This window comes from Micromonospora sp. NPDC048947 (genome assembly GCF_040649495.1).
GTDB classification, from domain to species: Bacteria; Actinomycetota; Actinomycetes; order Mycobacteriales; family Micromonosporaceae; genus Micromonospora; species Micromonospora alfalfae.
Genome location: NZ_JBEZFO010000011.1, coordinates 115,399 through 138,149, shown reverse-complemented (window position 1 = coordinate 138,149; position 22,751 = coordinate 115,399). Strand labels below are relative to the sequence as shown.

Below are 22,751 nucleotides of genomic sequence, written 5' to 3'. Positions count from 1 at the left end.
GAGCCGGGCCACCCACCTCGACGAGTGGCCGGAAAGCCATCATGCGCAATAATCGGGCCATGAGCGCTCGCCCGCACCGGATCGCCGTACTCGCGCTGCACCAGGTCGTCGGCCTGGACCTCGGCACCCCGTCGCAGGTCTTCAGCACGGCCCGGGCCGCCGACGGAACCCCCTTCTACGACGTCCGGGTGTGCACCCCGGGCGGGCAGCCGGTGCGCAGCACCGCCGGCTTCCAGGTGGTCCCCGACCACGGTCTGGAGCTGCTCGACACAGCGGAAACGGTGATCGTCCCGGGCATCCACGACGGGACCGCGTTGACAACGGGCATCGCCGACCCGGAGGTGACCGGGGCGCTGCGCGCGGCGTACGAGCGGGGCGCCCGGATCATGTCGATCTGCACCGGAGCGTTCGTGCTCGCCGCCGCCGGGCTCCTCGACGGGCGGCGGGCGACCACCCACTGGGCGTACGCCGAGCGGTTCCGCCGCCTGCACGACCGGGTGGACCTCGATCCGGGTGTGCTCTTCATCGCCGACGACAGGGTGCTCACCTCGGCCGGAGTCGCCGCCGGCATCGACCTCTGCCTGCACGTCATCCGCCTCGATCACGGCAGCGAGGTGGCCAACAGGGCGGCCCGCCGCTGTGTGGTGCCACCGTGGCGCGACGGCGGTCAGGCGCAGTACATCGAGCAGCCGGTGCCGAAGGCGACCGACACCAGCACGGCGGGAGCCCGGGAGTGGGCGCGGCAACGGCTGCACGAGCCGATCGCACTGCGCGATCTGGCCGAGCAGGCGCGGATGAGCGTGCGCACCTTCACCCGACGCTTCCGGTCGGAGACCGGCCTGAGCCCGGCGCAGTGGCTGCTGCAACAGCGCACCGACCACGCGAGACTGCTGCTGGAGACGACCGACCTCACAGTCGACCAGATCGCCCACCGCTGCGGGTTCGGCACCACCGCCGCCCTACGCCAGCAACTCCACCAACGCATCGGCGTGGCCCCGTCCACCTACCGCCGCACCTTCCACCCCCGCCCCGCCCTAGCCAAACCCTGACCCACCCGCACACCCGCGCACCCGCGCACCCGCGCACCCGCGCACCCGCGCACCCGCGCACCCGCGCACCCGCGCACCCGCGCACCCGCGCACCCGCGCACCCGCGATCTTGCATTTACTGTCGCCCAAACATCCACTTATGCCGCTTTTGCCGGGACAGTATGTGCAAGATCGACGGAGAGCTTGGGGTGAGGTCGGGTAGGTCAACAAGCGTGATGTCTGTGAGTCATCACGATGACTCACCGACATCACGCTCAACGTGGCAACAGCCTCGACACTCTGCGCCACACCGCCACACCGCCACGCCGCCACGCCGCCACGCCGGCCGGCCGACGGCTTCTCGGGGCCATTTGGGCCGAGTGTCTTTGGCGCTCAGGACCGGAGCCGGTGCAGTTGGGACTGGTGTTTGGGCAGGTGCACCCTCGTGTGCAGGTCCAGGGTGCGGGACCAGGGCAGCGGCTCGTCGACGATGAGGTCGAAGCCCTCGCGTAGGTGCGTCTCGACCGGGGTCTCCGCTGCCAGGCCGAGTTGGTCGACCAGCCCGCACAACCGGTCGCTGGTGCCGTGCAGCAGCGCGGTGAGGCCACGCAGACCACAGTGCTCGGCGGCGAGCGCGTCGAGCTGTGGGCGGTGCATGTCCTCCGCCAACTCGTAGTAGGCGAACGGCGACCCGGCCAGCAACGCCTCGGTGGCCTGGATCATCAGCTCATCGTTGGCTACCAGATGCGCGACGATCTGCTCGGCACTGAGCTGCCCCTCCGGAGCCGGACCGAACCCGCCAGCGTCGACCTCCGCGAACAGGGCACCGTAAGCCCGCCGCAATCCCCCGCTCTCCATCCCCCCAGTCAACCCGCAGCGGCGGGAGTTAGCGGCGGGATTGGCGGGAGCGGAGGTAGTCACTGACCACGTACTCGCCCAGGTCTCCGGTGTCCGGCGTGAACATGCGACCCCGGCTGCGGCGGGCCACCGCGTCGACGAAGCGCCGCAGACCCGGGTCGTCGCCGAGCATGAACAGATTGAGCGTGGCACCGTAACGGCTCAGACGGTCCACCTCGCGGACCGTCGCCTCGATCGTCTCCGGCAGCGACGGCCAGTGGAACAGCGCCTCCCCGTCGTCCGGGTCCAGGTGCGCGGTCGGCTCGCCGTCGGTGACCACCAGCACGATCGGTTCGGCGTCCGGGTGTCGCCGCAGGTGCCGGCCCGCCAACCGCAGCGCGTGCTGGAGGTTGGTGCCCTGCTCCATGTCCGGCTCCACGGCCGCCAACTCCTGCTGGGTGAGCGTCATCGCCTCCCGGCCGAAGCCCACTATCTGCAGGGCGTCCTGTGGGAAGCGCGTCTCCATCAGGTGTGCCAACGCCAGCGCCGTCTGCTTCATCGGCCCCCAACGACCCTGAGAGATCATCGAGTACGACAGGTCGACGCAGAGCACCACAGCGGCCGAGGCACGCCTCTCGGTCTCCACCACCTCGAAGTCGTCCACCGCGAGCTGCACCGGGACCGTCGGCCCGGCCCGACTGACCGCCCGGGTCAACGTCCGGACCACGTCCAACGGTTGCTCATCGCCGTACTGCCAGGGCCTGGACGCGCCACTGACCTCGCCCGCCGCACCGGCCGAGCGCAGGTCGTGCTGCCCGCGCGGCCCGGCGGTCAGCTCCGCGAAGACCTGCCGCAGCGCGGTCCCGCCGAGCCGGCGCAGCGCCTTCGGGCTCAGCGTGAGCCCCTCCGCGTCCCGGCTGACCCAACCCTGGCGGCGTAGCTCCCGCTCCAGATCGCGCAGCCGGCGAACGTCGTCGGCCGCGTCCCGGCCCAGCGTGCGCGCCACCGCGTCGACGTCCACGTCGTCGAGGGTCGCCCCCGGGTGTTCCTGGTCGAGCTGGTCCAGCAGGTCGTCCAGGTCGCCGATCTCACCCAGCGCGCCGGCCGCGTCGGCGTAGTCCAGCGGCTGGTCGCCGCGGACCCGCTCGCCGCGCCCCCAGCGCAGATCGGGCCGCAGCGCGCGCAGGTTCGCGTCGAGCGCCGACAACTCCCCCGCGAGGCGGTCGCCGAGCGACTGCTGCATGAGGCCGGCCAGCTCGGCGCGCTGCCGCTCGGAGAGCGAGTTCATCAGCCGCTCACCGGCCGCCGCCCGACGGGCCAACACGTCGATCAACTCGTCGACGTTCTCCGGCTTCTCCGGGAAGAAGTCGCCATGTCGGCGCATGAACTCGGCGAAGGCGTCGGTGGTGTCCTCCGCGCGACCGTGCCGGGCGAGCAGGTCGTTCAGGTCGCCCATCATCTCGGCGAGCCGCTGCTGGGCGGCCGGGTCGGCGGAGGCGCGCACCGCCTCGCTCAGCCCGGCGAAGCGCTGGCCGAGCACGTCGTCGCGGAGTTGGTCGAGGATCTGCTGGTACGAGCGGCGGGCATCGTCGCTGGCCCACTGGTAGCCGGACAGCTCCTCCACCGCCCGCGCCGTCGAGCGGGGCAGATTGTCCAGCACTGCCTCGGCGAACCGCGCGGCGTCGTCGTCGCGACCCCGCAGCTCGTCCCGCTCGGCGGCGAGTGCCTGGTCGAGCAGGGCCTGGGCCCGGGTCACCGCCCCGTCCAGGTCGCCCCTGCGCAGCGCCTCCCGGCGCAACCGCCGAGCCCGGGCGGCCAGGTCGTCCAGGCCACCCCGTCCCTGCGGGCCACGGCGCAGCAGGTCACGCAGCGCCTCCCGCAGGCTGCCGCCGGCCAGCACCTCGGCGCCGACCGCGTCCACCGCCTCACGCACGTCGTACGGGGGTGCGAGCGGGTCGGGCCCGCCGTTCCACTGCCCGTAACGGAACCGGTTGCCGGCCACTGTCAGCCCCGGCCGCCGTAGACGGTGCGCCCCGAGTCGGTGACGTCCTTGCCGAGCCGGCGGGTCAGGTGCAGCCCTTCCAGCACGAACTCGACGGCGGCGGCGGCCTCCTCGGAGGTGGGCGCGTCGCCCAGGTCGAGCCGGTCCAGGACCTTTGCCAACCCGGGTACGGTGCCGACCTGGCGCAGCAGCTCGGCGGCGCTGACCAACTCGCCGGTCTCGATCGCGGCACCGTCCTCGACCAGGGCGGTGAACCCGGACAGGTCGAGCCCGGCCAGGTGGGCCCGGAACGTCTCGGCGGTCGCGGTACGCAGCAGGTGCGCGAGGATCTCGGTCTCCCGGCCCTCCTCGCCGCTCTCGAACTCGACCTTGCCGCGCAGCGTGCTGGTCACCGACACCGCGTCGCCGACGCGGGCAACGGCGGCCTCGGGGCGTCCCTCCGGGGTGTCGGAGGCGGCGAGCAGACCGGCGCGACGCAGCGCGGCACCGGCGACCGTCTCGGCGGCGGCGATGGCGAATCGGGCGGAGACGCCGGAGCGCGGGTCCACCGACGGCGACTCCCGGACGGCGCGGGCGAAGCGGGCCAGCACCTCCAGCACGTGCTCAGGCACCTCGGCGACCAGGTCAGCCTCCTGGCGGATCAGCGCCAGCTCCAGCTCCAGGTCGACCGGGTAGTGGGTGCGGATCTCCGCGCCGAACCGGTCCTTGAGGGGGGTGATGATCCGGCCCCGGTTGGTGTAGTCCTCCGGGTTGGCGCTGGCCACCAGGAGCAGATCCAGCGGCAGGCGCAGCTGGTAGCCGCGAACCTGGATGTCCCGCTCCTCCAGCACGTTGAGCAGTGCCACCTGGATGCGTTCGGCCAGGTCGGGCAGCTCGTTCACGGCGAAGATGCCCCGGTTGGTGCGCGGCACCAACCCGAAGTGGATGGTCTCCGGGTCGCCGAGGGTACGGCCCTGGGCGATCCGGATCGGGTCGACGTCACCGATCAGGTCGCCGACGCTGGTGTCCGGGGTGGCCAACTTCTCGCCGTACCGCATCGAGCGGTGCAGCCAGCCGATCGGCAGGTCGTCGCCCGCCTCGGCGACCTGGGCGCGGGACGCCGGGGTGAGCGGGTGCATCGGGTGCTCGTTGAGCACCGAGCCGGGCAGTACGGGGGTCCACTCGTCGAGCAACGCGCCCAGGGAGCGGATCAGCCGGGTCTTGCCCTGGCCGCGCTCGCCGAGCAGCACCATGTCGTGCCCGGCGAGCAGGGCCCGCTCGACCTCGGGCAGCACCGTGTCGTCGTAGCCGACGATGCCGGGGAAACGGGTCTCGCCGGAGCGCATCCGGGCGAGGAGGTTGTCGCGGAGTTCCTGCTTGACGGTGCGGTACTGGTGACCGGCCGCCCGTAGCGCGCCGAGCGTGCCGGGCAGGTCGGCCGGTGGAACCGGGATTACCGGGGTAGGCGCAGTCACCCGACCCACGCTAGCTCACATTCGCAGGGGCGCCCCGGGCATCAGGGGCACCCCCACTCCCGCCCTCAGCCCCGATCACATCGCCGGCAGGTGCCACGGCGGCGCAGGTGGTACGCGTAGGTGGCCGCGCCGAGCGCCACGCCCCACACCGGCCAGAGCAGCATCGGCGCCCCGGTGATGCTGAGCCCGCCGGTGAGTTCCCAGAACTTCGGGTTGCTGAGCAGCCCCAGCGAGGCCGCGGTCACGGAGATGGCAACCAGGGTGGCCGGTACCACGGCCAGCTTCACCGGCACCCGACGGCCGGCGAGCCCGAGCATCCAGTGCGGGAACCGCTCACCCCAGCGCTGCACCAGGCCCAGGGTGAGGATCGCGCCGACGGTGGCGAAGGCGGCCAGCCCGAACCCGGCCCAGACCAGCCCGGTGTCCTGCATCTCGGTCAGGAACTCGCGGGAGATGCCGAGCGGGATGCCGGCCGCCCAGGCGAACCGGGTCAGCGCGTACGTGATCGGGATGCCCGCGGCGATGCCGGCGGCCCACCGGCCCCAGCGGGTGGCGGCGGCCGGGGTGGTCCATCGCTGGCCGGTGTCGGCGCGGCCGCAGCCGACGCAGGCCCCGGCGGTACGCCGCTGCCAGGCGAGCACCGCTCCGACCAGCAGCAGCCCGCCGGCCAGCGCCGCGAACCGGCCGAACAGCGCCCAGTTGAAGACGTCGGAGTAGTCGATCGGTGGCCAGCCGAACGGCGCCCCGACTATCAGTATCGGCAGGTAACCGAGAACGATCAGCACTCGGACATCCGGCACGACCAGGACGAGCACGAACGCGACAGCCCAGCCGTAGCCGGCGAGCAGCGCCCGCAGCGGGCCGGGTGGGCGCGCCGCCGGGCGGCTCATGGCCAGGGCGGCCACCGCGGCGGTGAGCAGTACGCCGGCGAAGAGCGGGGCGGCCACCTCCACCGGTACCAGGCGCAGCAGGCTGACGTCGCCGCCGTGGGGGTCGTTCGGGCCGAACGGGTAGCCGGCACCGGTGAGCGTGCCGATCAGGGCGAGCACTCCCCACAGGCCCAACCAACCGGCGGCCAGTGGGGCGAACCGGTCGGGCCAACGGGAGGCGGTACGGGGCGGGGAAGCAGTGATCGTTGTCATGCTCTCAGCCTCGACTGATGACCGCCCGGTTCCCTCCCGGCCAGCGGTGAACCCGCTCCCCCGGTCGAGGGAACGATCAGCCGGACGGGGTGACGAAGCCGGACTCGTAGGCGGCGATGACCGCCTGCGTACGGTCGCGGACCCCCAACTTGGCCAGCACGTTGCCGACGTGCGTCTTCACCGTCTCCACCCCCACCACCAGGTGCGCGGCGATTTCCGGGTTGGACCGGCCGGTGGTCATCAGCCGCAGCACCTCGGCCTCCCGTTCGGTGAGCCGGGCGGCGCTCAACCGGTCGCCACCCGCCGGCCCGTACGCTCCGACCAGTTGGCGGATCGCGGCCGGGAAGAGCAGCGACTCGCCGGCCGCGACCACCCGGACCGCCTCCACCACCTCGGCGGGCCGGGCCCGTTTGAGCAGGAACCCTGAGGCGCCGGCGCGCAGCGCCTCGTAGACGTACTCGTCGTTGGCGAAGGTGGTGACCACCAGCACCCGGGGCGGGTCGGCGGAGGTGGCAAGCAGGTGCCGGGTGGCCTGGATGCCGTCGATACCGGGCATCCGCACGTCCATCAGCACCACGTCGGGCCGGTGCCGGGCGACCAGCGGCGGCACCTCCGCGCCGTCCGCGGCCTCGGCGAGCACGTGCAGGTCGGGTTGAGCGTCGATGATGGCCCGCAGCCCGATCCGGATCAGTTCGTCGTCGTCGACGATCAGCACCCCGGTGGTCATGTCGTCGTCTCCTCGTAGGGCAGGCGGGCGCGGATCAGCCACCGGTCGCCGTCCGGGCCCACTGTGAGCCGGCCGCCGAGCAGCAGCACCCGCTCCCGCATGCCGTCCAGGCCTCGGCCGCCCCGCCCCCGCAGGCCCCGGTCGGGGTGGCGCACCGCGTTGACCAGCTCCAGCTCCAGCGCGTCACTGTGCAGGTCCAGGCGTACCGTCACCGGCCCGTGGCCGTGCCGGGCGGCGTTGGTCAGTCCTTCCTGGACGATGCGGTAGCCCTCCCGGGAGACCACCGCTGGCACCCGGGCCGGGTCGCCGGCGCGTTGCGCGTGCACGGCCAGGCCGGCCGCGCGGGCGTCGTTGACCAGTCGGTCCAGGTCGGCGAGGGTACGCTGCGGCGCCACCACGGGCCTGTCGCGTCCGTTCTCCCGGAGCAGCCCGAGCACGTGGTCGAGGTCGTCCATGGCGGTCCGCCCGACGTCCTCGATCGCGGTGAGTGCCCGTCGGACGAACTCGGGGTCGGTGTCGAGGACCTCGCGGGCGGCCCCGGCCTGGAGCGTGGCCACTGTCAGCGCGTGGCCGATCGAGTCGTGCAGTTCCCGGGCCAGTCGGTTGCGTTCGGCGAGCCGGGTGGCCCGCGCCTCCAGGGCGGCGATCCGCTCCGCCTGGGCCGGGCCGAGCAGCACCGGTGCCATCAGACCGGCGAGCGCGCCGAGCCCGGCGACGACGTAGCCGAGGCCGACCAGCAGGAGCACCCCGGCCACCGTCAGCCAGCCGCTGTCCCGCCCGTCCAACGGCCCGAACCGTTCCTGGCTGGTCAGCTCGGTGCCGACGCCGAACTGTTGGGCGATGAAGGCCAGCGCCATCGGCAGGGCGCTGAACAGCGCGATCATCACCACAGCGCCGACGATGAGGTGGGTGGCGATCCAGAGCGCGCTGCGCAGCCGGGTTTCCCGGTCGCCGCGATGCCCCAGCTCGGGCTCGGGCAGGTCGACGCCGAGCAACCTCCGCACGGCGGCGATCTCCAGGGCCCGGCTGCCGTCCAGCAGCAACGGGACGACGGCGATCAGCACCGCGATGAGCAGCAGGACGTAGACCAGTGGGCGCGGGATCTCCGAGTCGGCGAGCAGTTGGCCGAAGGTCACCGCGAGCAGCCCGTACGGCAGCGCCAGCACTCCGCCGAGCAGCAGGAACACGCCGCGTCGCCAGGTGGTGCCGGCGACCAGCGGGGCCAGCGCCGCTCGGAGGTTCACCTCGCCATTCTGCTGCCCGGACGGGTTCCGCCGACTCCCCCGCGTCGGGGAGATGTCAGCGGTGGTCGGCCACGTACTGCTGCGGGTCCTTGTCGCGGAAGGGCAGGTTGCGGCCGTTCTTGTGCTCGCCGTAGAAGGTCAGCCAGCGTTGGCCCAGCTCGGCGCGGAGTTCGGTGCTGGCGTGCCGGCGAAAGTCGGGCAGCGCCTCGTCCTCCTCCTCGGCCAGGTGTTCGCTGTTCTCCCGGCGGGCGGTGCCGACCGCCTCCCACCACTGGTCCGAGCCGACCGGGTGCAGCTTCGCCTCGGCGATGGCGTCGCGGATCTTGTTGTGGTCGCCGATCGCGTCGGCGGTCTCGTCCTCGCCGTCGTCGCCGTGCTTGACCAGGTGCGGGTAGAGGATCGCCTCTTCCGCCTCGGCGTGGATGTCCAGGTGCAGGGCGAGGGCGTCCCAGATGGCGAGCATCTCCTGCTCGTCGCGGGCGTCGTCGAGGCGGGCGAAGCCACGCCGGAAGGCGGCGTGATCGTCCAGGATCAGCGCGGTGATGTCGTCCACTGTGCTCACTTTCTGGTTGGTGTGCCGAACCGGGCACGCAGCATCGCCGGCATCGCGGCGAGTCCGGTGATCGGGCGGAAGCGTTTCGCTGCCTCGGCCAGCGCCGTGTACTCGTCGTCGGCGAGGTCGATGTCGGCGGCGGCGGCGTTGCGTTCCATCTGCTCGACGCCGGACGCCCCGGGGATGGCGAGCACGTTCGGGTGGCGCAGCAGGTAGGCCAGCGCGATCTGGCTGGCTGTGGCGTCGTGGGCGTCGGCGACCTGGCGCACTGTGTCGATCAGGGCCGCGCCGCGCTCCAGGTTCTCGGGCAGGAAGTACGGGTTGGCGCGCCGGACCGCACCGTTCGGCGGGTTCTTGGCGTCGTAGCGGCCGGAGAGGAAGCCCTGTGCCAGCGGGCTGTACGCGATGACCACCCGACCGGCCTGCCGCGCGTACGGCAGCAGGTCCTGCTCGGGCGCGCGGTCGAGCATGCTGTAGCGGACCTGGTTGCTGAGCACCCGCCGGCCGAGCGCCGCTTCGGCGACCTGCCAGCGGCGCAGGCCGTAGTTGCTCACGCCGACCTCGCCGACCAGCCCGACATCCTGCAGGGTCCGCATGCCGCGCATCGTGGTGTGGTCGGCGACCAGCGGGTTGGGTTGGTGCACCTGGTAGAGGTCGATGCTGGTGACGCCGAGCCGGGCCGCCGAGGCGACCGCCCGCTGCTGCACCACTGCGGCCACCGGCAGCACCGGCAGGATCTTGCTGGCGATCACGACCTTCGGCCGGTCGTCGCCGAGGGCCGCGCCGAGGATGCGTTCGCTGCGTCCGAAGCCGTAGATCTCCGCGCTGTCGAAGACCGTCACGCCCAGCTCGATGGCCCGCCGGACGATCTGCGCCGCCTGCCGCTCGAAGTCCGGGCCGTACCCCCATTCCCGGGAGCCGAACTGCCAGGTGCCCAAGCCGATCCTGGACAGCGGTTTGGGGGTGTCGAGCGCAATGAAACGCATGGCGTCGAAACTACCCCGATGTCCCGGTTTCCACGCCCAAGCCGCGCTACTGGGGGCCGGAGCTAGGCTCATGATCGTGACCTACCTCGCTGCGGATGACCGCTACGACACCATGACCTACCGGCGCAGCGGACGCAGTGGCCTGCGACTGCCTGCCGTTTCGCTCGGCCTGTGGCACAACTTCGGTCCGGACCGCCCGTTCGAACGGCAGCGCGACATCGTCCGCCGCGCCTTCGACCTGGGTGTCACCCACTTCGACCTGGCCAACAACTACGGCCCGCCGCCCGGTTCGGCGGAGGAGAACTTCGGCCGGATGCTCGCCACCGACCTGAAGCCGTACCGGGACGAGTTGGTCATCTCCAGCAAGGCCGGGTATCTGATGTGGCCCGGCCCGTACGGCGAGTGGGGCTCGCGCAAGAACCTGATCTCGTCGCTGGACCAGTCGCTGGGCCGGATGGGACTGGACTACGTCGACATCTTCTACTCGCACCGGTTCGACCCGGACACCCCTCTTGAGGAGACGATGGGGGCGCTCGACGCCATCGTCCGCTCCGGCAAGGCGCTCTACGTCGGCATCTCGAACTACAACTCGGAGCAGACCACGCGGGCCGCCGCGATCCTGCGCGAGCTGGGTACGCCGCTGCTGATCAACCAGCCGTCGTACTCGATGCTCAACCGCTGGACCGAGTCCGACGGCCTGCTCGACACGCTGGAGCAGGTGGGTGCGGGCTGCATCGCGTACAGCCCGTTGGCGCAGGGCCTGTTGACCGACCGTTACCTGGGTGGCATCCCGGCCGACTCGCGGGTTCGCACCAGCGTCTTCCTCAACGAAAGCGATCTCAGCGAGGAGAAGATGGCCACCATCCGTGGGCTCGGCGCGGTCGCCGAGCGGCGCGGTCAGTCCCTCGCTCAGCTCGCGTTGGCCTGGGCGCTGCGTGACCCGCGGATGACCAGCCTGATCATCGGGGCGAGCAGCGTCGAGCAGTTGGAGACGAACATCGCCGCGCTGGACAACCTCGAGTTCACCGCCGACGAGTTGGCCGAGATCGAGCGCCACCTGGGCTGAACGCCGTCGGGTCCCGGGCGGCTCGGATCACCAGATCCGGCGCCGCCCGGCCCGGTGGTTGCGCACCTCGCACTGCCGGCCCGCGGGTGCGGCGGCGCTGCGACGTCGCCGTCCGGCACCGATCAGCAGCAGCGCCAGGACCAGCACGCCGGCGGCACCGGCCAGCACCGGCCACCGGCCGCCGAGGTTGGTCACCGACGCCACCGGCACGCCCGGGTCGGCCGCCGCCGCCACCGCCGTCTCGGTGGCGGACGGCCCACTCACTGCGGTACGCGGTGAGCTCTTCGGTGCGGCGGCCTTCGCCGGGGTGGGACTGGCCTTGGCACCCCGGAACACCACGTCCGAGCAGGAGTAGTAGGTGTCCGGGGTGTTGGAGTTCTGCCAGATCGTGTAGATCAGGTGTCGGCCGCTGCGGCCCGCCGGCAGCCGACCCGCCAACTGGTACGCCCCGGCCCGCACCGGCGGGTCGGTCAGCGTCAGAAACGGGCGCGATTCCAGATCCGCCCAGGTCAGTTTCTTGCGGGGGTCGTAGGCCGGCGTGGTGACGTAGAGCCGGAAGGTGCCCCGGTGTTCGATGGTGGTCCGGTACCGGAAGGTGAACGTCGCGCCGCTGGTCAGCGTGGTGCTGGGCCAGTCGGTGCGGGGCAGGTCCAGTCCCCGGTACGCGGACAGTCCGCCGCTGCACAGCTCACCGTCCGGGATCCGTTCCCGATCTCGCCCGTTGATCGTGGAAACGCGTACGTTGTCCCATTCGCGGACCGCCGCGCCCGCCTGGATCGCCGCCCGGCAGGCGCTGGTGGCCGCGTACCGGCCCTCGGGGCCGCAGGCCGCCGCGCGGCTGATCGGGTCGGTCGGAGCGCCGTGGGCGGCGGCGGGCGTTGCGGCCAGTGGCACTGTCGCGGCAGCGACCAGCACCGTGGCGAGGAGCCGGCGTACGGGCATGAGGATGACCTCCGCCCACTGGTACGGCCGGGAGACGGCAAAGGTTCGACGCTGACCGGCCGGGAATCCCGCGGGTGGGTGCGGCGTTTCGATACTCGGAACCGCTAGCACCGAGGAGGCAGACATGAAGGTACGTAGCTCGTTGCGTGCGCTGAAGCAGAAGCCGGGTTCGGTGGTGGTCCGCCGTCGCGGCCGCGTGGTCGTGGTGAACCGCGCCAACCCGCAGTGGAAGAGCCGTCAGGGCTGACCCAGCCCTTACCGGACATCTAGTCGCCAACGCCCTGACCGGGTCTTCCGGTCGGGGCGTTTTGCGTGCCCGGGCATGACCGCCGGGCTCGGACAATGAAAAGGGCAAGCCCTTTTCGGGAGCGCTTTTCCTGACCCGCAACCGCGGGGCTCGGGTGCCCGGTGACGGTGACTCAATCACGCCTGTTCATTGTCGCTGCAACAGCCCTGTGGACCGCTTTGGCAATTGTCGGGTCAGAGAATTTGGCACTCGCGACGCGTTCGGCGCGACGCAGTTCCGAACCGATTCGGAGTGGGTGCGTCGATTGCAGGATATCTCGTATCCATCGCTCAAGATCCGCTTCGTCCGCCGGAGGACTCCCGGACCGCGCGGCACCCCCGGTCGAAGATAGACGCCAACTGGCCTCATCGCCACTCATTAATCCCCCATGCCCGTCACAGCCGATCTGACCTGCTCATATGCCGCCCGAGACACCGCTTCGGTGATCGGGCTCGACACCAACCCTGGCAGCCGACAGCGCTAAGTTACCAACTCGTAACGCGGGAATTTCAGATGACGGAAAATCCATATCCCATCAGACCTATGGGCATTGCGGCATCTCAGAGAGGGCTCTCGGCAACCCCTTCCTGGCCCGACGTGGGCAACCATCTACATCGAGCAACACCACTCCCCTTGGTGCAGCTCGGGGGCTCGCTGATCGGTGTCGGCAAGGATCGGGGGGTTGACTTGCCGACAGAACATCGATAGGAATTTTGGGTCGCCAAAAATGGGGGGAAGCATCTATGCGTATTACGTGCGGAGTAAAGCTCACTCAGAGCGGGGGCGTCGCCCTCTTCCACGACGACGTGTTGGAGTTCAACGTCGAGGCGCAGAAGCTGGAGAACAACCGTCGATACAGCGACGTGGACGATCTCACGCTGATCGCCCGGATCCTGGGCGACTTCGGGTACAAGACCTCCGACGTCGACCAGTGGGCACTGGACGGCTGGGACGGCGCCGTCCACGGGCAGGCCCACCGGCTCAACAACGGCAGCCCGGTCGACGTCCGCCTCGCGCCCTACCGGGAGACCGAGCGGGTGCCGAATCCGGCACAGCCGGGTCACAGTGGCGAGTTGCCCATCGGCGACGCCACAGTGCCGTACGTCAGTCACGTCCACGTGGCGAGCCACCTCGCCGCCGCGTACAGCACCAGCCCCTTCGCGCGACGGGGCGAGCCGAGCCTCGTCCTGGTCTGGGACGGCGGTTGCTTCCCCCGGCTCTACTCGGTGGACAAGGACGGCCGCATCGAGCCCGGCGGCGAGGTCTTCCCGCTGATCGGGCACTTCTACTCGATGGCCTCGCAGCACTTCGGGCCGTACCGCCGCGACAAGCTGTCCCGCAACGTCGACGACCTCTCGGTGGCCGGGAAGCTGATGGCCTACATCGCCTTCGGCACCGCCCGGGAGCCGATCAAGCAGGTCCTCGGGGAGCTGTTCCACGAGCACTTCGAGGCCAACAGCCCGGCCGTCCGCAAGTACCGCGAGGAGATCATCGGCTGCGGCAGCACCGGCGAGCCCTCGCACGCCTACGTCCACGCCTACCTGGAGGACGTCCGTCGGCGCACCGACCAACTGGGCGTCTCCGACGACGACGTGCTCGCCAGCGTGCACGAGTTCATCGAGGAGCTGCTCGTCGAGCGACTGGTGGCCAAGGCCGAGTCCTGGAAGGGCGACGGCCCCTGGAACCTCTGCTTCGCCGGCGGCTGCGCCCTGAACATCAAATGGAACAGCGCCATGCGGGCGCACCCGGCGATCCGTGAGATGTGGGTGCCGCCCTTCCCGGACGACTCGGGTTCGGCCGTCGGCACCGGCGCCATCCTGGTCAGCGGGGAGCAGCGGCTGGCGCCGATCTCGTGGAACGTCTTCGCCGGCCCCGACCTCGTGCACAACTCGCACGTTCCGGCGGGCTGGACGGTGGCGCCATGCCGACCGGAGGAACTGGCCCGGCTGCTGCACCGCACCGGTAAGCCGGTGGTGGTCCTGCACGGCCGCGCCGAGCTGGGCCCCCGCGCACTAGGGGCGCGCAGCATCCTCGCCCCGGCGGTGGACCCGGCGATGAAGGACGAACTCAACCGGATGAAGCGTCGGGAGAGCTTCCGGCCGGTCGCGCCGATCTGCCTGACCGATCAGGCGCCGACGGTCTTCGACCCCGGCACCCCTGACCCGTACATGCTCTTCGACCACCGGGTGCGCCCCGACTGGGTGGACCGGATCCCGGCGGCGATCCACCTCGACGGGACCGCCCGCTTGCAGACGGTCAGCGCCGAGGACAACCCGATGCTCGCGGCAGTCCTTCGCGAGTACCACAAGTGGAGCGGAATCCCGGTGCTCTGCAACACCAGCGCGAACTACAACGGCCGCAGCTTCTTCCCCGACGTGATGTCGGCGATGGAGTGGGGCCAGGTCGACCTCGTCTGGAGTGAGAACGCGCTGTACCGCAGAGTCACCTCATCGGACGCGTCAGCGAGCGTCACCGGCACCGGCACCGGTGTCAGCTGACATCCGGCGCCCGCCGGAGGGTACGAACGCCACAGCGCTACCGCGCCCCCCGCTGCGGGAGCCGGCGTTCCGTACCCTCTGGCTGGGCGACCTGGCCGCCCGGTCGGCACACCAGATCACCGCCTTCGGGTTGCCCCTGCTGGTGGTGACGTTGCTGGCCGGCACCGGCACCCAGGTGGGGTTGGTCGGCGCGGCCCAGTTCGTGCCGGTGCTGGCGTTCTCCCTGCTGGTGGGCACCTGGACCGCCCGTACCTCGCTGCGCTGGATCCTGGTCACCGGCAACGCGGCACGCGGCGTCGTGCTGTTCGGCATCGGGGCCCTGGCCGCCACCGACCGACTGGTCTTCCCGGCGCTGTTGGTGGGCGCGTTCCTGATCGGCTCGGCGGCAGTGCTGCACGACATCGGGTCCCAGGTCACCGCGCCCCGGTTGCTGGACGGCGGCCGGCTGGTCGCCGGCAACGGTCTGTTGCAGGCCACCACGTCGGTGACCCAGATGGCCGGGCCGGCGGCGGCGGGATTCATCGTGCAGTCCGCCGGCGCCTCCTGGGCCGCGGTGGTCACCGGGGCACTGTTCTGCGCGGCGGCGATGGCGATGGCGGCCCTCCCGGCGCGGGTGCTGCGGCCGGCGACCGACCGGGGCGACGCGCCGACGATCCGGGCCGGGCTGGCCTACGTCTGGCAGAGCCGACCGATCCGGGACCTGTGCGTGCAGTCGGCCCTCTTCAACCTGCACGAGCAGGCCTTCGCGACGGTCTTCCTGGTGTACGGCGTGCGTACGCTCGGGCTCTCCGGTGGCCTGATCGGCCTGGTCATCGGGCTCGGCAGCGTCGGGGCCCTGGTCGGCTCGCTCGTCGCCGGGCGGGTCGGTGCCCGCCTGCACCTCGGTCGGGCGCTCACCGTCTCGATCACGGTCGCCGCGCTCGGGTTGCTGCTGGTGCCCGGGCTCGCCGCGGCCGGCACGGCGACAGTCCTGCTCGGCGCGGGCTTCGTGATCAACGGGGCGGCTCTGGCGGTCTACAACGTCCTGGCGGTCACCGTACGGCAGCAGGTCCCCCCTCCCGTCCTGCTCGGCGCTGTGACAGCGAGCTACCGCATCGCGGCCTTCGGTTCGCTGCCGGTCGGGGCGCTGATCGGCGGGGTGTTGACCGACCTGGCCGGGACGACCACGGCGGTCTGGGTGGTGGCCGTCTCGCTCACCGTCTCGTCGCTGCTGCTGTACGCCTCTCCGCTGCGCAGCGCGGCCCAGATCTCCGAGGTGCGGGCCCTCGCGGACACGACGACGACGACTCGGAAGGAACGGTCCATCCAGCATGGCGACTGACGTGACCGACGGCATCGGCGCCGTCGACGAGGAGACCTGGGCCCGGCTGGCCGCCGACGCCGAACCCGACGCGGCCCACGGCTACCTGCTGTTCCGGGAACGGCTGGAGCCAGGCAACGCGCTGCTGGTCACCGCCGACGACGACCGGGGGCCGGTGGCCGCGATCCACGCGGTCACCGCAGTGGCCGGGACGAGCCTGTTCAGCCACCCGTGGAAACTCCTCACCGAGGAGCAGTTCCTCCGGCTCACCCCGGACGACGACGCGACAGCGATCCGTACCGAGCACCGGGCCCTGCTCGGCGCGCTCGGCCCGGACGCACCCGGGTCGGGCGATCTCGCCGACTGGCTCACCACCACCGTCGGAGAGCCGCTCGTCGTCCGCACCTACGACCGCAGTCCCCTGTTCACCGCCCCCGACGTCGACATCACCTGGCGGCGGCAGGCCGGCCGGGAGGTGGTGGCGACCCTCCAGGACCTGGTCCGGCAGGGTCACGCGGGAGCTGTGGTCCTGCCGTACGTGGCCACCGACGACGAGCTGCTGCGTGGCCTGCTGGAGGCCGCCGGATTCGTCCGGGGCTCGGTCACCGCCGCATCCGCGCTGCACCTGGCCGGCTACCCCACCTACCAGGCGTTCCTGGACGGGCAGAACGCCGAGACGCGCCGCAACTACCGACTGGCCGAGCGCGAGGTGACCCGAGCCGGGCTCCAGGTCCGCGAGGTGCCGCTGGCCGAGCACGTCGACCGGATCGTGGACCTTGAGGCCCGCACCGGCGAGCGCAACGGCGCGACACCCAACCGGCCCCAGCTGCGGGCGGCCCGCGCGTACCTGGCGGCGGTGCTCCCCGGGGCGATCCGGGTGGCCGTGGCAGGCCGGTCCGACGCCGAAGTCCTCGCCTGCACAGTGCAGATGTACGGCCGGCACGGCTGCTGCACCCTCGGCTACGGCAGCGACTACGACGTCACCGGTACCAGCGTCGCCTACCACCACCTGGTGTTCGGGCAGCCTGTCGAGTCCTGCATCCGGGCCGGCGTGCCCCGGTACCGCCTCGGGTTCGAGGCGTTCGCTCCGAAGTTCCGCCGAGGCGCCCGGGTCGCCAAACGGGAGTTGTGGCTGTGGACGCCCGATGAGCGACGGCGGGAGTCGTTCGCCAGGCTCCTGCGCTTCCTCGACGAGCGCACCACCGGCCACCTAGCTGCCTACGTCCGCTGATTCCCCTTCACTCCGCGTCGCATCCGACGCACTACCACCGGGAGACCGACATGCCGCTGGCCCCTCGTGCCATGGTGATCTCGCTGCAGAAGACCGGCACCCACCTCATGCAGGGTCTGATGACCAACCTGGGGTACAAGATGGCCGGGGTGCCCCGGCCGACCCCCCGCAACACCCCGGAATTCACCGCCGCGCAGCAACGTCAGATCGCCGCGCTCACCCTGTCGAAGTCCGACTACGACGAGCTGCTGGAGCTGGAGGGCACTGAGGAGTACCAGCTCCGCACCCAGGAAGCCTGGTCCGCCCTTGGCTGGCATTGGCAACGCAGACTGGGCCAGCACGTCGTCAACCGGTACGGGCAGACCCGCTTCGACTTCGCCGACTCGGTGATCACCAACCCGCACCTGCCGTACTCCCGGTTCGCGGACACCCCGGCCGGGCTCTGCTGGATCTTTCACGAGCTGGACATCAGCAAGGTGGACGGCTCCTTCTTCGCCGAGTGGGTGGAGACCGCCAGCCCGCCGCTGGTCTACAACTACCGCGACCCGCGCGACGCCCTCGTGTCGATGGTCAACTTCCTGGAGGGGCGGACCCGCGAGGGGTACGGCAACTTCTACGAGTTCGACATCTTCCACCGCATCCTGACCTCCCTGCCGACCTGGGAGGAGAAGCTCGACTACGCGATGCGCGACACGTCCTTCCTCGGCCGCGACCAGTTCGAGAGGGGGTTGTGGCTGCTCCGTCACCCCGACGTGTGCAAGGTCAGCTACGAGGATCTGGTCGGGGAGCGCGGCGGCGGGTCCCGGCAACGCCAACTCGAGGCAGTGGACCGGTTGCTGAAGCACGTCGGGTCCACAGCGGACGCCGAGGAGGTCGCCGGCAAGGTCTACGACCAGAGTTCCTGGAGTTTCTTCCGGGGCACCACAGGCACGTGGCGGGAGCGGTTCACCAAGCGCAACGAGGCTCGTTTCACCGAGCTGTTCGGCGACATCCTGGAGCAGTACGGCTATGAGTGAGGCTCGCGCCTTCCTGCTGCTCGGCGGCTACCGGGTCATCGCCCGCAACTGGGGTTTCCTCGCCGACCTCGCCGGTCGAGGGCTGCGGATCCTGTTGATCACCTCGGAACAGTGGCGGGCCGACACGACGGCCGCCATGGCCCGGGGCGAGGGTCCCGGGACGTACCTCACGGACGCGGCCTTCGTCACCGGCGAGGTCGGCATCGAGGGCAGTTTCACCTCAGGTGTGGTCGCCCACGTCCAGCGCTGGCAGCAGGAGTACGACATCGTCGGGGTCTACGCCGCGGGCGAGATGCTCGTCGAGCAGACCGGGATCGTGGCGGATGCGCTCGGCCTGCCCGGGCCGGGCGTACGCGCGGCCCGGGTGTGTCGCAACAAGTACCTGCAACGGTTCTACCTGCCGCAGTGGAGCCCCCGGCTGGTCGTCGTGCCACCCCAGGGGCGCACCGGGCTCGACGTGGGCTCGCTGCGGTTCCCGGTGGTGCTGAAGCCCTCGGGTCGACGGTCGAGTTCCGGGGTCCAGGCGGTGCGCGACCCCGAAACCCTGCCCGCGCTGCTCACCGGGTACCCGGCGGCGGAGACCCTGCTGATCGAGGAGTACGTCACCGGCGCCGAGTACTCGGTGGAGGCGGTCGTCCAACACGGTCGGATCATCTTCGAGTCGGTGACCCTGAAGCGCACCACCGAGGACGGCTCGGACTGGTTCGTCGAAATGGCCCACACTGTGCCCGCGCCTCCCGGTGCGGAGCACGACAGGCTGCTCGCCGCCAACCGCGACATCGTGGGCCGGCTCGGTCTGGTCGCCGGCATCGTGCACACCGAACTCCGCCTCGACCGGGACGGCCGGCCGGTCCTGATGGAGGTCGCCGCCCGTACTCCCGGCGATGGCATCATGCCGCTCTACCACCTGGCGACCGGTCGGGCGCTGGAGCAGACGATCATGGAGGTGGTGCTCGACGAGCCGGCGGCGCATCCCCCACCCCGGCGCTACGCCCGCCAGGTCTACCTGCCCCAGCCGAGGGGAACGTTGCAGGACGTGAAGCTGCGCTGGCCGGGCGTGGAGCCGCAGTGGGTGCCGGAGGGGCAACCGTGGCCGGTCATCGCACCGGGCGAAGCCGACGACCCGCCCGCCCTGCGGCACGTCATCGTGCTCAAGGAACGCGGGGCACGCCTCGGTGAGCTGCGCGAATCCGGTGACCGCGCTGTGACGTTCCTGATCGACGCCCCGACCCTCGACGACCTCGACGAGCTGGAGCAGCAGGTGAGCGCGGCGATCGACATCATCGTCGATCCCTGACCACCACGTCCACTACTGAACGGTGGTGGCACGCCGGATCGACTAGGGTGCTTCGAAAGATCGCCCCGATGAGGAGGAACCGGTGTTCATCTTGGAGCTGACCTTCGGCGACGAACCCGACCGGCTCGCCGCCCGACCGGCGCACCGGGAGCGTCTCCAGGCCCTGCGCCAGGAGGGCCGGCTGGTCATGGCCGGGCCGTTCGCCGACGACTCCGGAGCACTGCTGATCTTCGACGTCCCGGACGCCGAGGCGTTCGCGGCGGTCGTCGCCGAGGACCCCTACTACCGGACCCCCGGGGTGACGATCACCAGCCAGCGGGAGTGGTCACCGATCGTCCGGTAGCGAGGGCTTCGGCGGCGCAGCGGCTCCCACTGTCCGGGTGGCCGGCTGACTCGCTGCTCGTCGTCCACGGCGAGCCCAGCACAGCAAAACGCCCTGGTCGGATTATCCCGACCAGGGCGTTTTCAAGGGTGGAGCCGAGGGGACTCGAACCCCTGACCCCCACACTGCCAGTGTGGTGCGCTACCAGCTGCGCCACGGCCCCTTGCTGTTGTCCCGGTCGCCCGGGCACTGGGAAACTATACACAGACGGGCCCGCATGGTCATCTCGCGGGGTCCCCCGCCGGGCCGGGTCAGTTGAGCGCCACGTCCGGCGGGAAGTGTGCGACGGCTGCCATCATCCCGCCCTGCCGACGCAGCACCATCGGCCACAGGTCGTCGGGCCGGTCGACGAAGGCGTCCCCGGGTAGCCCGTCCAGCACGAACCAGGACCCGTCGGCGATCTCCTGCTCCAACTGGCCGCTGCCCCAGCCGGAGTAGCCGGCGAAGACCCGGATGCCGCCGATGCTCTCCCGCAGCCGCTCCGGGTCGACCGAGAGGTCGATGGTGCCGACCGCCCCGGAAACCTGGTGGAAGCCCTTCACCCGGCGCATCGGGTGCCGCATCCGGGCGAGGCAGATGGCCGAGTCGGGCTGCACCGGGCCACCCTCGAAGAGCACCGCCGGGTGGCGGGCCAGGTCGCTCCAGTCACCGAGCACCTCGGCCACCGGCACCTCGGTGGCCCGGTTGAGCACCACACCGAGCGCGCCGCCCGGCTCGTGGGCGACCAGCAGCACCACGGTTCGGTCGAAGTTCGGGTCCTTGAGCGCCGGAGTCGCGACCAGCAGCCGCCCGGTCATCGACTCCATCGCTCGTCCGCCGATCGCCTGGCCCTCTCCCTGCATGCCACACACCCGTCAACCGTGAGCCCGCGCCGGGCGCCGGTCATCGACCGGATCCGCCCGCCGCATCGGGTTCAGCCGCGCTGTCAACGCCATGCCTGGCACCATAGCCTGCGTGCTGGGTGCTGGCTAAGGTCTGACCGGCGGGTGATCGGACAGTTAAGACGAAGGGCCGCCGCACCCGACGGCGGAGCTCCCGGTGATCGACCGATCGGGACCACCGACGGCCGAGAAACGCCCGAAAGGTCCGTCACATCCCGATAGATTCGGCTGATCGGGAGGGCGACCGCGGTTGCCCCTGCCCGCGACACGGAGGCGGGTGCGATGGCAACTGTCCGGCACGCGACGTACGACGTGCTCCGCACCCTCGGTATGACCACTGTCTTCGGCAACCCCGGTTCCACCGAGGAGCCGTTCCTCCAGGACTTCCCCGCCGACTTCCACTACGTCCACGCGCTGCACGAGGCGACGGCCGTCGCGATGGCCGACGGCTACGCCCAGGCCAGCGGAGTGCCCGCCCACGTCAACCTGCACACCGCACCGGGCACCGGCAACGGCATGGGCAACCTGGTCACCGCCTGGCACAACAAGACCCCGCTGATCGTCACCGCCGGCCAGCAGACCCGGGAGATGCTGCTCCTGGAACCCCGGCTGACCAGCCGCCGATCCACGGAGCTTCCGCAGCCCTACGTGAAGTGGGCCTACGAGCCGGCCCGGGCGCAGGACATCCCCGCGGCGATGCTGCGGGCGTACGCGACGGCGGTGCAGCCACCGGCCGGGCCGGTCTTCCTCTCCCTGCCGATGGACGACTGGGCCCAGCCAGCCGACCCGCCGCCCGCGCCGCGAACGGTGGCCACCCGGTTCGCGCCGGACCCGCAGCGGTTGGCGGAGTTCGTCAGGGTGCTGGCCGGCAGCCGCAACCCGGTGCTCGTGTACGGGCCGGGAGTGGACCGCTCCGCTAGCTGGCCGACAGCCGTCGCCCTGGCGGAGCGGCTGGCCGCGCCGGTCTGGTCTGCTCCCGCCCCCGAGCGGGCGGTGTTCCCCGAGGACCACCAGCACTTCCGCGGCGTGCTGCCGTACGCGATCGGTCCGCTCGCCGAGGCGCTGCGTGGACACGACACGGTGCTGGTTGTCGGCGCCCCGGTGTTCCGCTACTACCCGTACGTGCCGGGCGGGCACCTGCCCGACGGTGCCCGCCTGCTGCACATCACTGACGACCCCGACGAGGCCGCCCGAGCCCCGGTCGGTGACAGCCTGCTCAGCGACCCGGGGCTGGCCCTGGCCGCGCTGGTCGAAGGGGTGCCGCCGAGCGACCGGCCGGCACCCACCCGACGGGACGCACTGTCCCCGCCGGAGGTCGGCACCCCGCTGAGCGCCGACGCCCTGTTCGCCGCGCTGGCCGCACACTGGCCGACCGACGGCGTGCTGGTCCAGGAGTCACCATCCAACCTGTCCGCGCTACGTCGTCAGCTACGGGTCACCCGCCCGGCGTCGTACTTCACGATGGCCAGCGGCGGCCTCGGCTACGGCCTGCCGGCAGCGATCGGCATCGCGCTGGCCGAGCGGGACACCGGGCGCGGTCGCCCGGTGGTGGCGGTGATCGGCGACGGCTCCTTCCACTATTCGGTACAGGCGCTCTGGACGGCCGCGCGCCTGGCACTGCCGGTGGTGGTCGTCGTGCCGGTCAACCAGCAGTACGCGATCCTCAAGGCGTTCGCCGAGCTGAAGCACACTCCCGGGGTGCCCGGCCTGGACCTGCCGGGGTTGGACGTCACGGCGATCGCGGCCGGCTACGGCTGCGCCACGCAGGTGGTGGAGAACCCCGATCAGTTCGGCGCGGCGCTCTCCGCCGGGCTGCGCGCCGACCGGCCCACCGTGTTGCCGGTGCCGATCAGCACCGACGTGCCCAGCATCCTGTGAA

General features: G+C 71.3%; 20 protein-coding genes and 1 tRNA gene. 10 read left to right on the top strand and 11 right to left on the bottom strand.

The window, feature by feature from the left end; translation table 11 throughout:
* The first annotated feature begins 41 nt into the window (after positions 1–41).
* Positions 42–1,049, top strand: a complete 1,008-nt coding sequence (locus AB0B98_RS17785; protein ID WP_357363802.1) for a helix-turn-helix domain-containing protein — start codon at positions 42–44, stop codon at positions 1,047–1,049.
* Between the two features lie 372 nt (positions 1,050–1,421).
* On the opposite strand, the gene AB0B98_RS17780 is transcribed toward AB0B98_RS17785, so the two are convergent.
* The 8 genes from AB0B98_RS17780 to AB0B98_RS17745 all read right to left on the bottom strand — a co-directional run bounded on the left by AB0B98_RS17780 (position 1,422) and on the right by AB0B98_RS17745 (position 9,973).
* A complete protein-coding gene (locus AB0B98_RS17780) occupies positions 1,422–1,886 on the bottom strand; it encodes a hypothetical protein (protein ID WP_238666564.1) in 465 nt (154 codons plus the stop codon).
* A 28-nt stretch (positions 1,887–1,914) separates the two neighbouring features.
* A complete protein-coding gene (locus AB0B98_RS17775) occupies positions 1,915–3,867 on the bottom strand; it encodes a VWA domain-containing protein (protein WP_357363800.1) in 1,953 nt (650 codons plus the stop codon).
* A 2-nt stretch (positions 3,868–3,869) separates the two neighbouring features.
* Entirely contained in the window at positions 3,870–5,330 is a 1,461-nt protein-coding gene (locus AB0B98_RS17770) for a sigma 54-interacting transcriptional regulator (protein WP_357363799.1), read from the bottom strand.
* Between the two features lie 56 nt (positions 5,331–5,386).
* Complete coding sequence (locus tag AB0B98_RS17765) at positions 5,387–6,463, bottom strand: hypothetical protein (protein WP_357363797.1); 1,077 nt, start codon at positions 6,461–6,463, stop codon at positions 5,387–5,389.
* Positions 6,464–6,539: 76 nt separating this feature from the next.
* The gene (locus AB0B98_RS17760; protein ID WP_238662242.1) at positions 6,540–7,190 is read right to left on the bottom strand and encodes a response regulator transcription factor; all 651 of its coding nucleotides are present in this window, start codon (positions 7,188–7,190) and stop codon (positions 6,540–6,542) included.
* Positions 7,187–8,434 carry a histidine kinase gene (locus AB0B98_RS17755; protein ID WP_357363794.1) on the bottom strand — a complete coding sequence of 416 codons (1,248 nt, stop codon included), beginning with the start codon at positions 8,432–8,434 and terminating at the stop codon, positions 7,187–7,189. Before AB0B98_RS17755 ends, AB0B98_RS17760 begins: the two co-directional genes overlap by 4 nt.
* A 55-nt stretch (positions 8,435–8,489) precedes the next feature.
* Positions 8,490–8,996 (bottom strand): hemerythrin domain-containing protein, encoded by a 507-nt coding sequence (locus AB0B98_RS17750; protein ID WP_112582361.1) that lies wholly within the window; start codon positions 8,994–8,996, stop codon positions 8,490–8,492.
* Positions 8,993–9,973, bottom strand: a complete 981-nt coding sequence (locus AB0B98_RS17745) for an aldo/keto reductase (protein ID WP_357363792.1) — start codon at positions 9,971–9,973, stop codon at positions 8,993–8,995. The genes AB0B98_RS17750 and AB0B98_RS17745 overlap by 4 nt, the downstream gene beginning before the upstream one ends.
* A 70-nt stretch (positions 9,974–10,043) precedes the next feature.
* On the opposite strand from AB0B98_RS17745, the gene mgrA reads away from it, so the two are divergent.
* Complete coding sequence (gene mgrA / locus AB0B98_RS17740) at positions 10,044–11,039, top strand: L-glyceraldehyde 3-phosphate reductase (RefSeq protein ID WP_357363790.1); 996 nt, start codon at positions 10,044–10,046, stop codon at positions 11,037–11,039.
* A gap of 27 nt (positions 11,040–11,066) precedes the next feature.
* Here the strand turns inward: mgrA and AB0B98_RS17735 are convergent, their stop codons facing one another.
* The gene (locus AB0B98_RS17735; protein ID WP_357363788.1) at positions 11,067–11,981 is read right to left on the bottom strand and encodes a lytic polysaccharide monooxygenase; all 915 of its coding nucleotides are present in this window, start codon (positions 11,979–11,981) and stop codon (positions 11,067–11,069) included.
* 124 nt (positions 11,982–12,105) lie between these two features.
* Here AB0B98_RS17735 and AB0B98_RS17730 point away from each other — a divergent pair, with 124 nt between their 5' ends.
* From AB0B98_RS17730 to AB0B98_RS17700, 7 genes are all read left to right on the top strand, one after another.
* Positions 12,106–12,228, top strand: a complete 123-nt coding sequence (locus AB0B98_RS17730) for a 50S ribosomal protein L36 (RefSeq protein ID WP_030490864.1) — start codon at positions 12,106–12,108, stop codon at positions 12,226–12,228.
* A gap of 782 nt (positions 12,229–13,010) precedes the next feature.
* Positions 13,011–14,765 (top strand): carbamoyltransferase N-terminal domain-containing protein, encoded by a 1,755-nt coding sequence (locus AB0B98_RS17725; RefSeq protein WP_357363786.1) that lies wholly within the window; start codon positions 13,011–13,013, stop codon positions 14,763–14,765.
* A complete protein-coding gene (locus AB0B98_RS17720) occupies positions 14,755–16,086 on the top strand; it encodes an MFS transporter (RefSeq protein WP_357363784.1) in 1,332 nt (443 codons plus the stop codon). The genes AB0B98_RS17725 and AB0B98_RS17720 overlap by 11 nt, the downstream gene beginning before the upstream one ends.
* Positions 16,076–17,296: a hypothetical protein gene (locus AB0B98_RS17715; protein ID WP_357363782.1), complete on the top strand. Its 1,221-nt coding sequence runs from the start codon at positions 16,076–16,078 to the stop codon at positions 17,294–17,296. The genes AB0B98_RS17720 and AB0B98_RS17715 overlap by 11 nt, the downstream gene beginning before the upstream one ends.
* A 50-nt stretch (positions 17,297–17,346) precedes the next feature.
* A complete protein-coding gene (locus tag AB0B98_RS17710) occupies positions 17,347–18,312 on the top strand; it encodes a hypothetical protein (RefSeq protein ID WP_357363780.1) in 966 nt (321 codons plus the stop codon).
* The gene (locus AB0B98_RS17705) at positions 18,305–19,609 is read left to right on the top strand and encodes an ATP-grasp domain-containing protein (protein ID WP_357363778.1); all 1,305 of its coding nucleotides are present in this window, start codon (positions 18,305–18,307) and stop codon (positions 19,607–19,609) included. The genes AB0B98_RS17710 and AB0B98_RS17705 overlap by 8 nt, the downstream gene beginning before the upstream one ends.
* Positions 19,610–19,691: 82 nt before the next feature.
* Positions 19,692–19,952 carry a YciI family protein gene (locus AB0B98_RS17700; RefSeq protein WP_357363776.1) on the top strand — a complete coding sequence of 87 codons (261 nt, stop codon included), beginning with the start codon at positions 19,692–19,694 and terminating at the stop codon, positions 19,950–19,952.
* Positions 19,953–20,081: 129 nt separating this feature from the next.
* On the opposite strand, the gene AB0B98_RS17695 is transcribed toward AB0B98_RS17700, so the two are convergent.
* A tRNA-Ala gene (locus AB0B98_RS17695) sits at positions 20,082–20,154 on the bottom strand.
* Between the two features lie 88 nt (positions 20,155–20,242).
* A complete protein-coding gene (locus AB0B98_RS17690) occupies positions 20,243–20,833 on the bottom strand; it encodes a YqgE/AlgH family protein (RefSeq protein WP_112582369.1) in 591 nt (196 codons plus the stop codon).
* A gap of 321 nt (positions 20,834–21,154) precedes the next feature.
* Between AB0B98_RS17690 and mdlC the strand changes: the two genes are divergently transcribed.
* The gene (mdlC, locus tag AB0B98_RS17685; RefSeq protein ID WP_357363774.1) at positions 21,155–22,750 is read left to right on the top strand and encodes a benzoylformate decarboxylase; all 1,596 of its coding nucleotides are present in this window, start codon (positions 21,155–21,157) and stop codon (positions 22,748–22,750) included.
* Position 22,751: the final 1 nt, after the last annotated feature.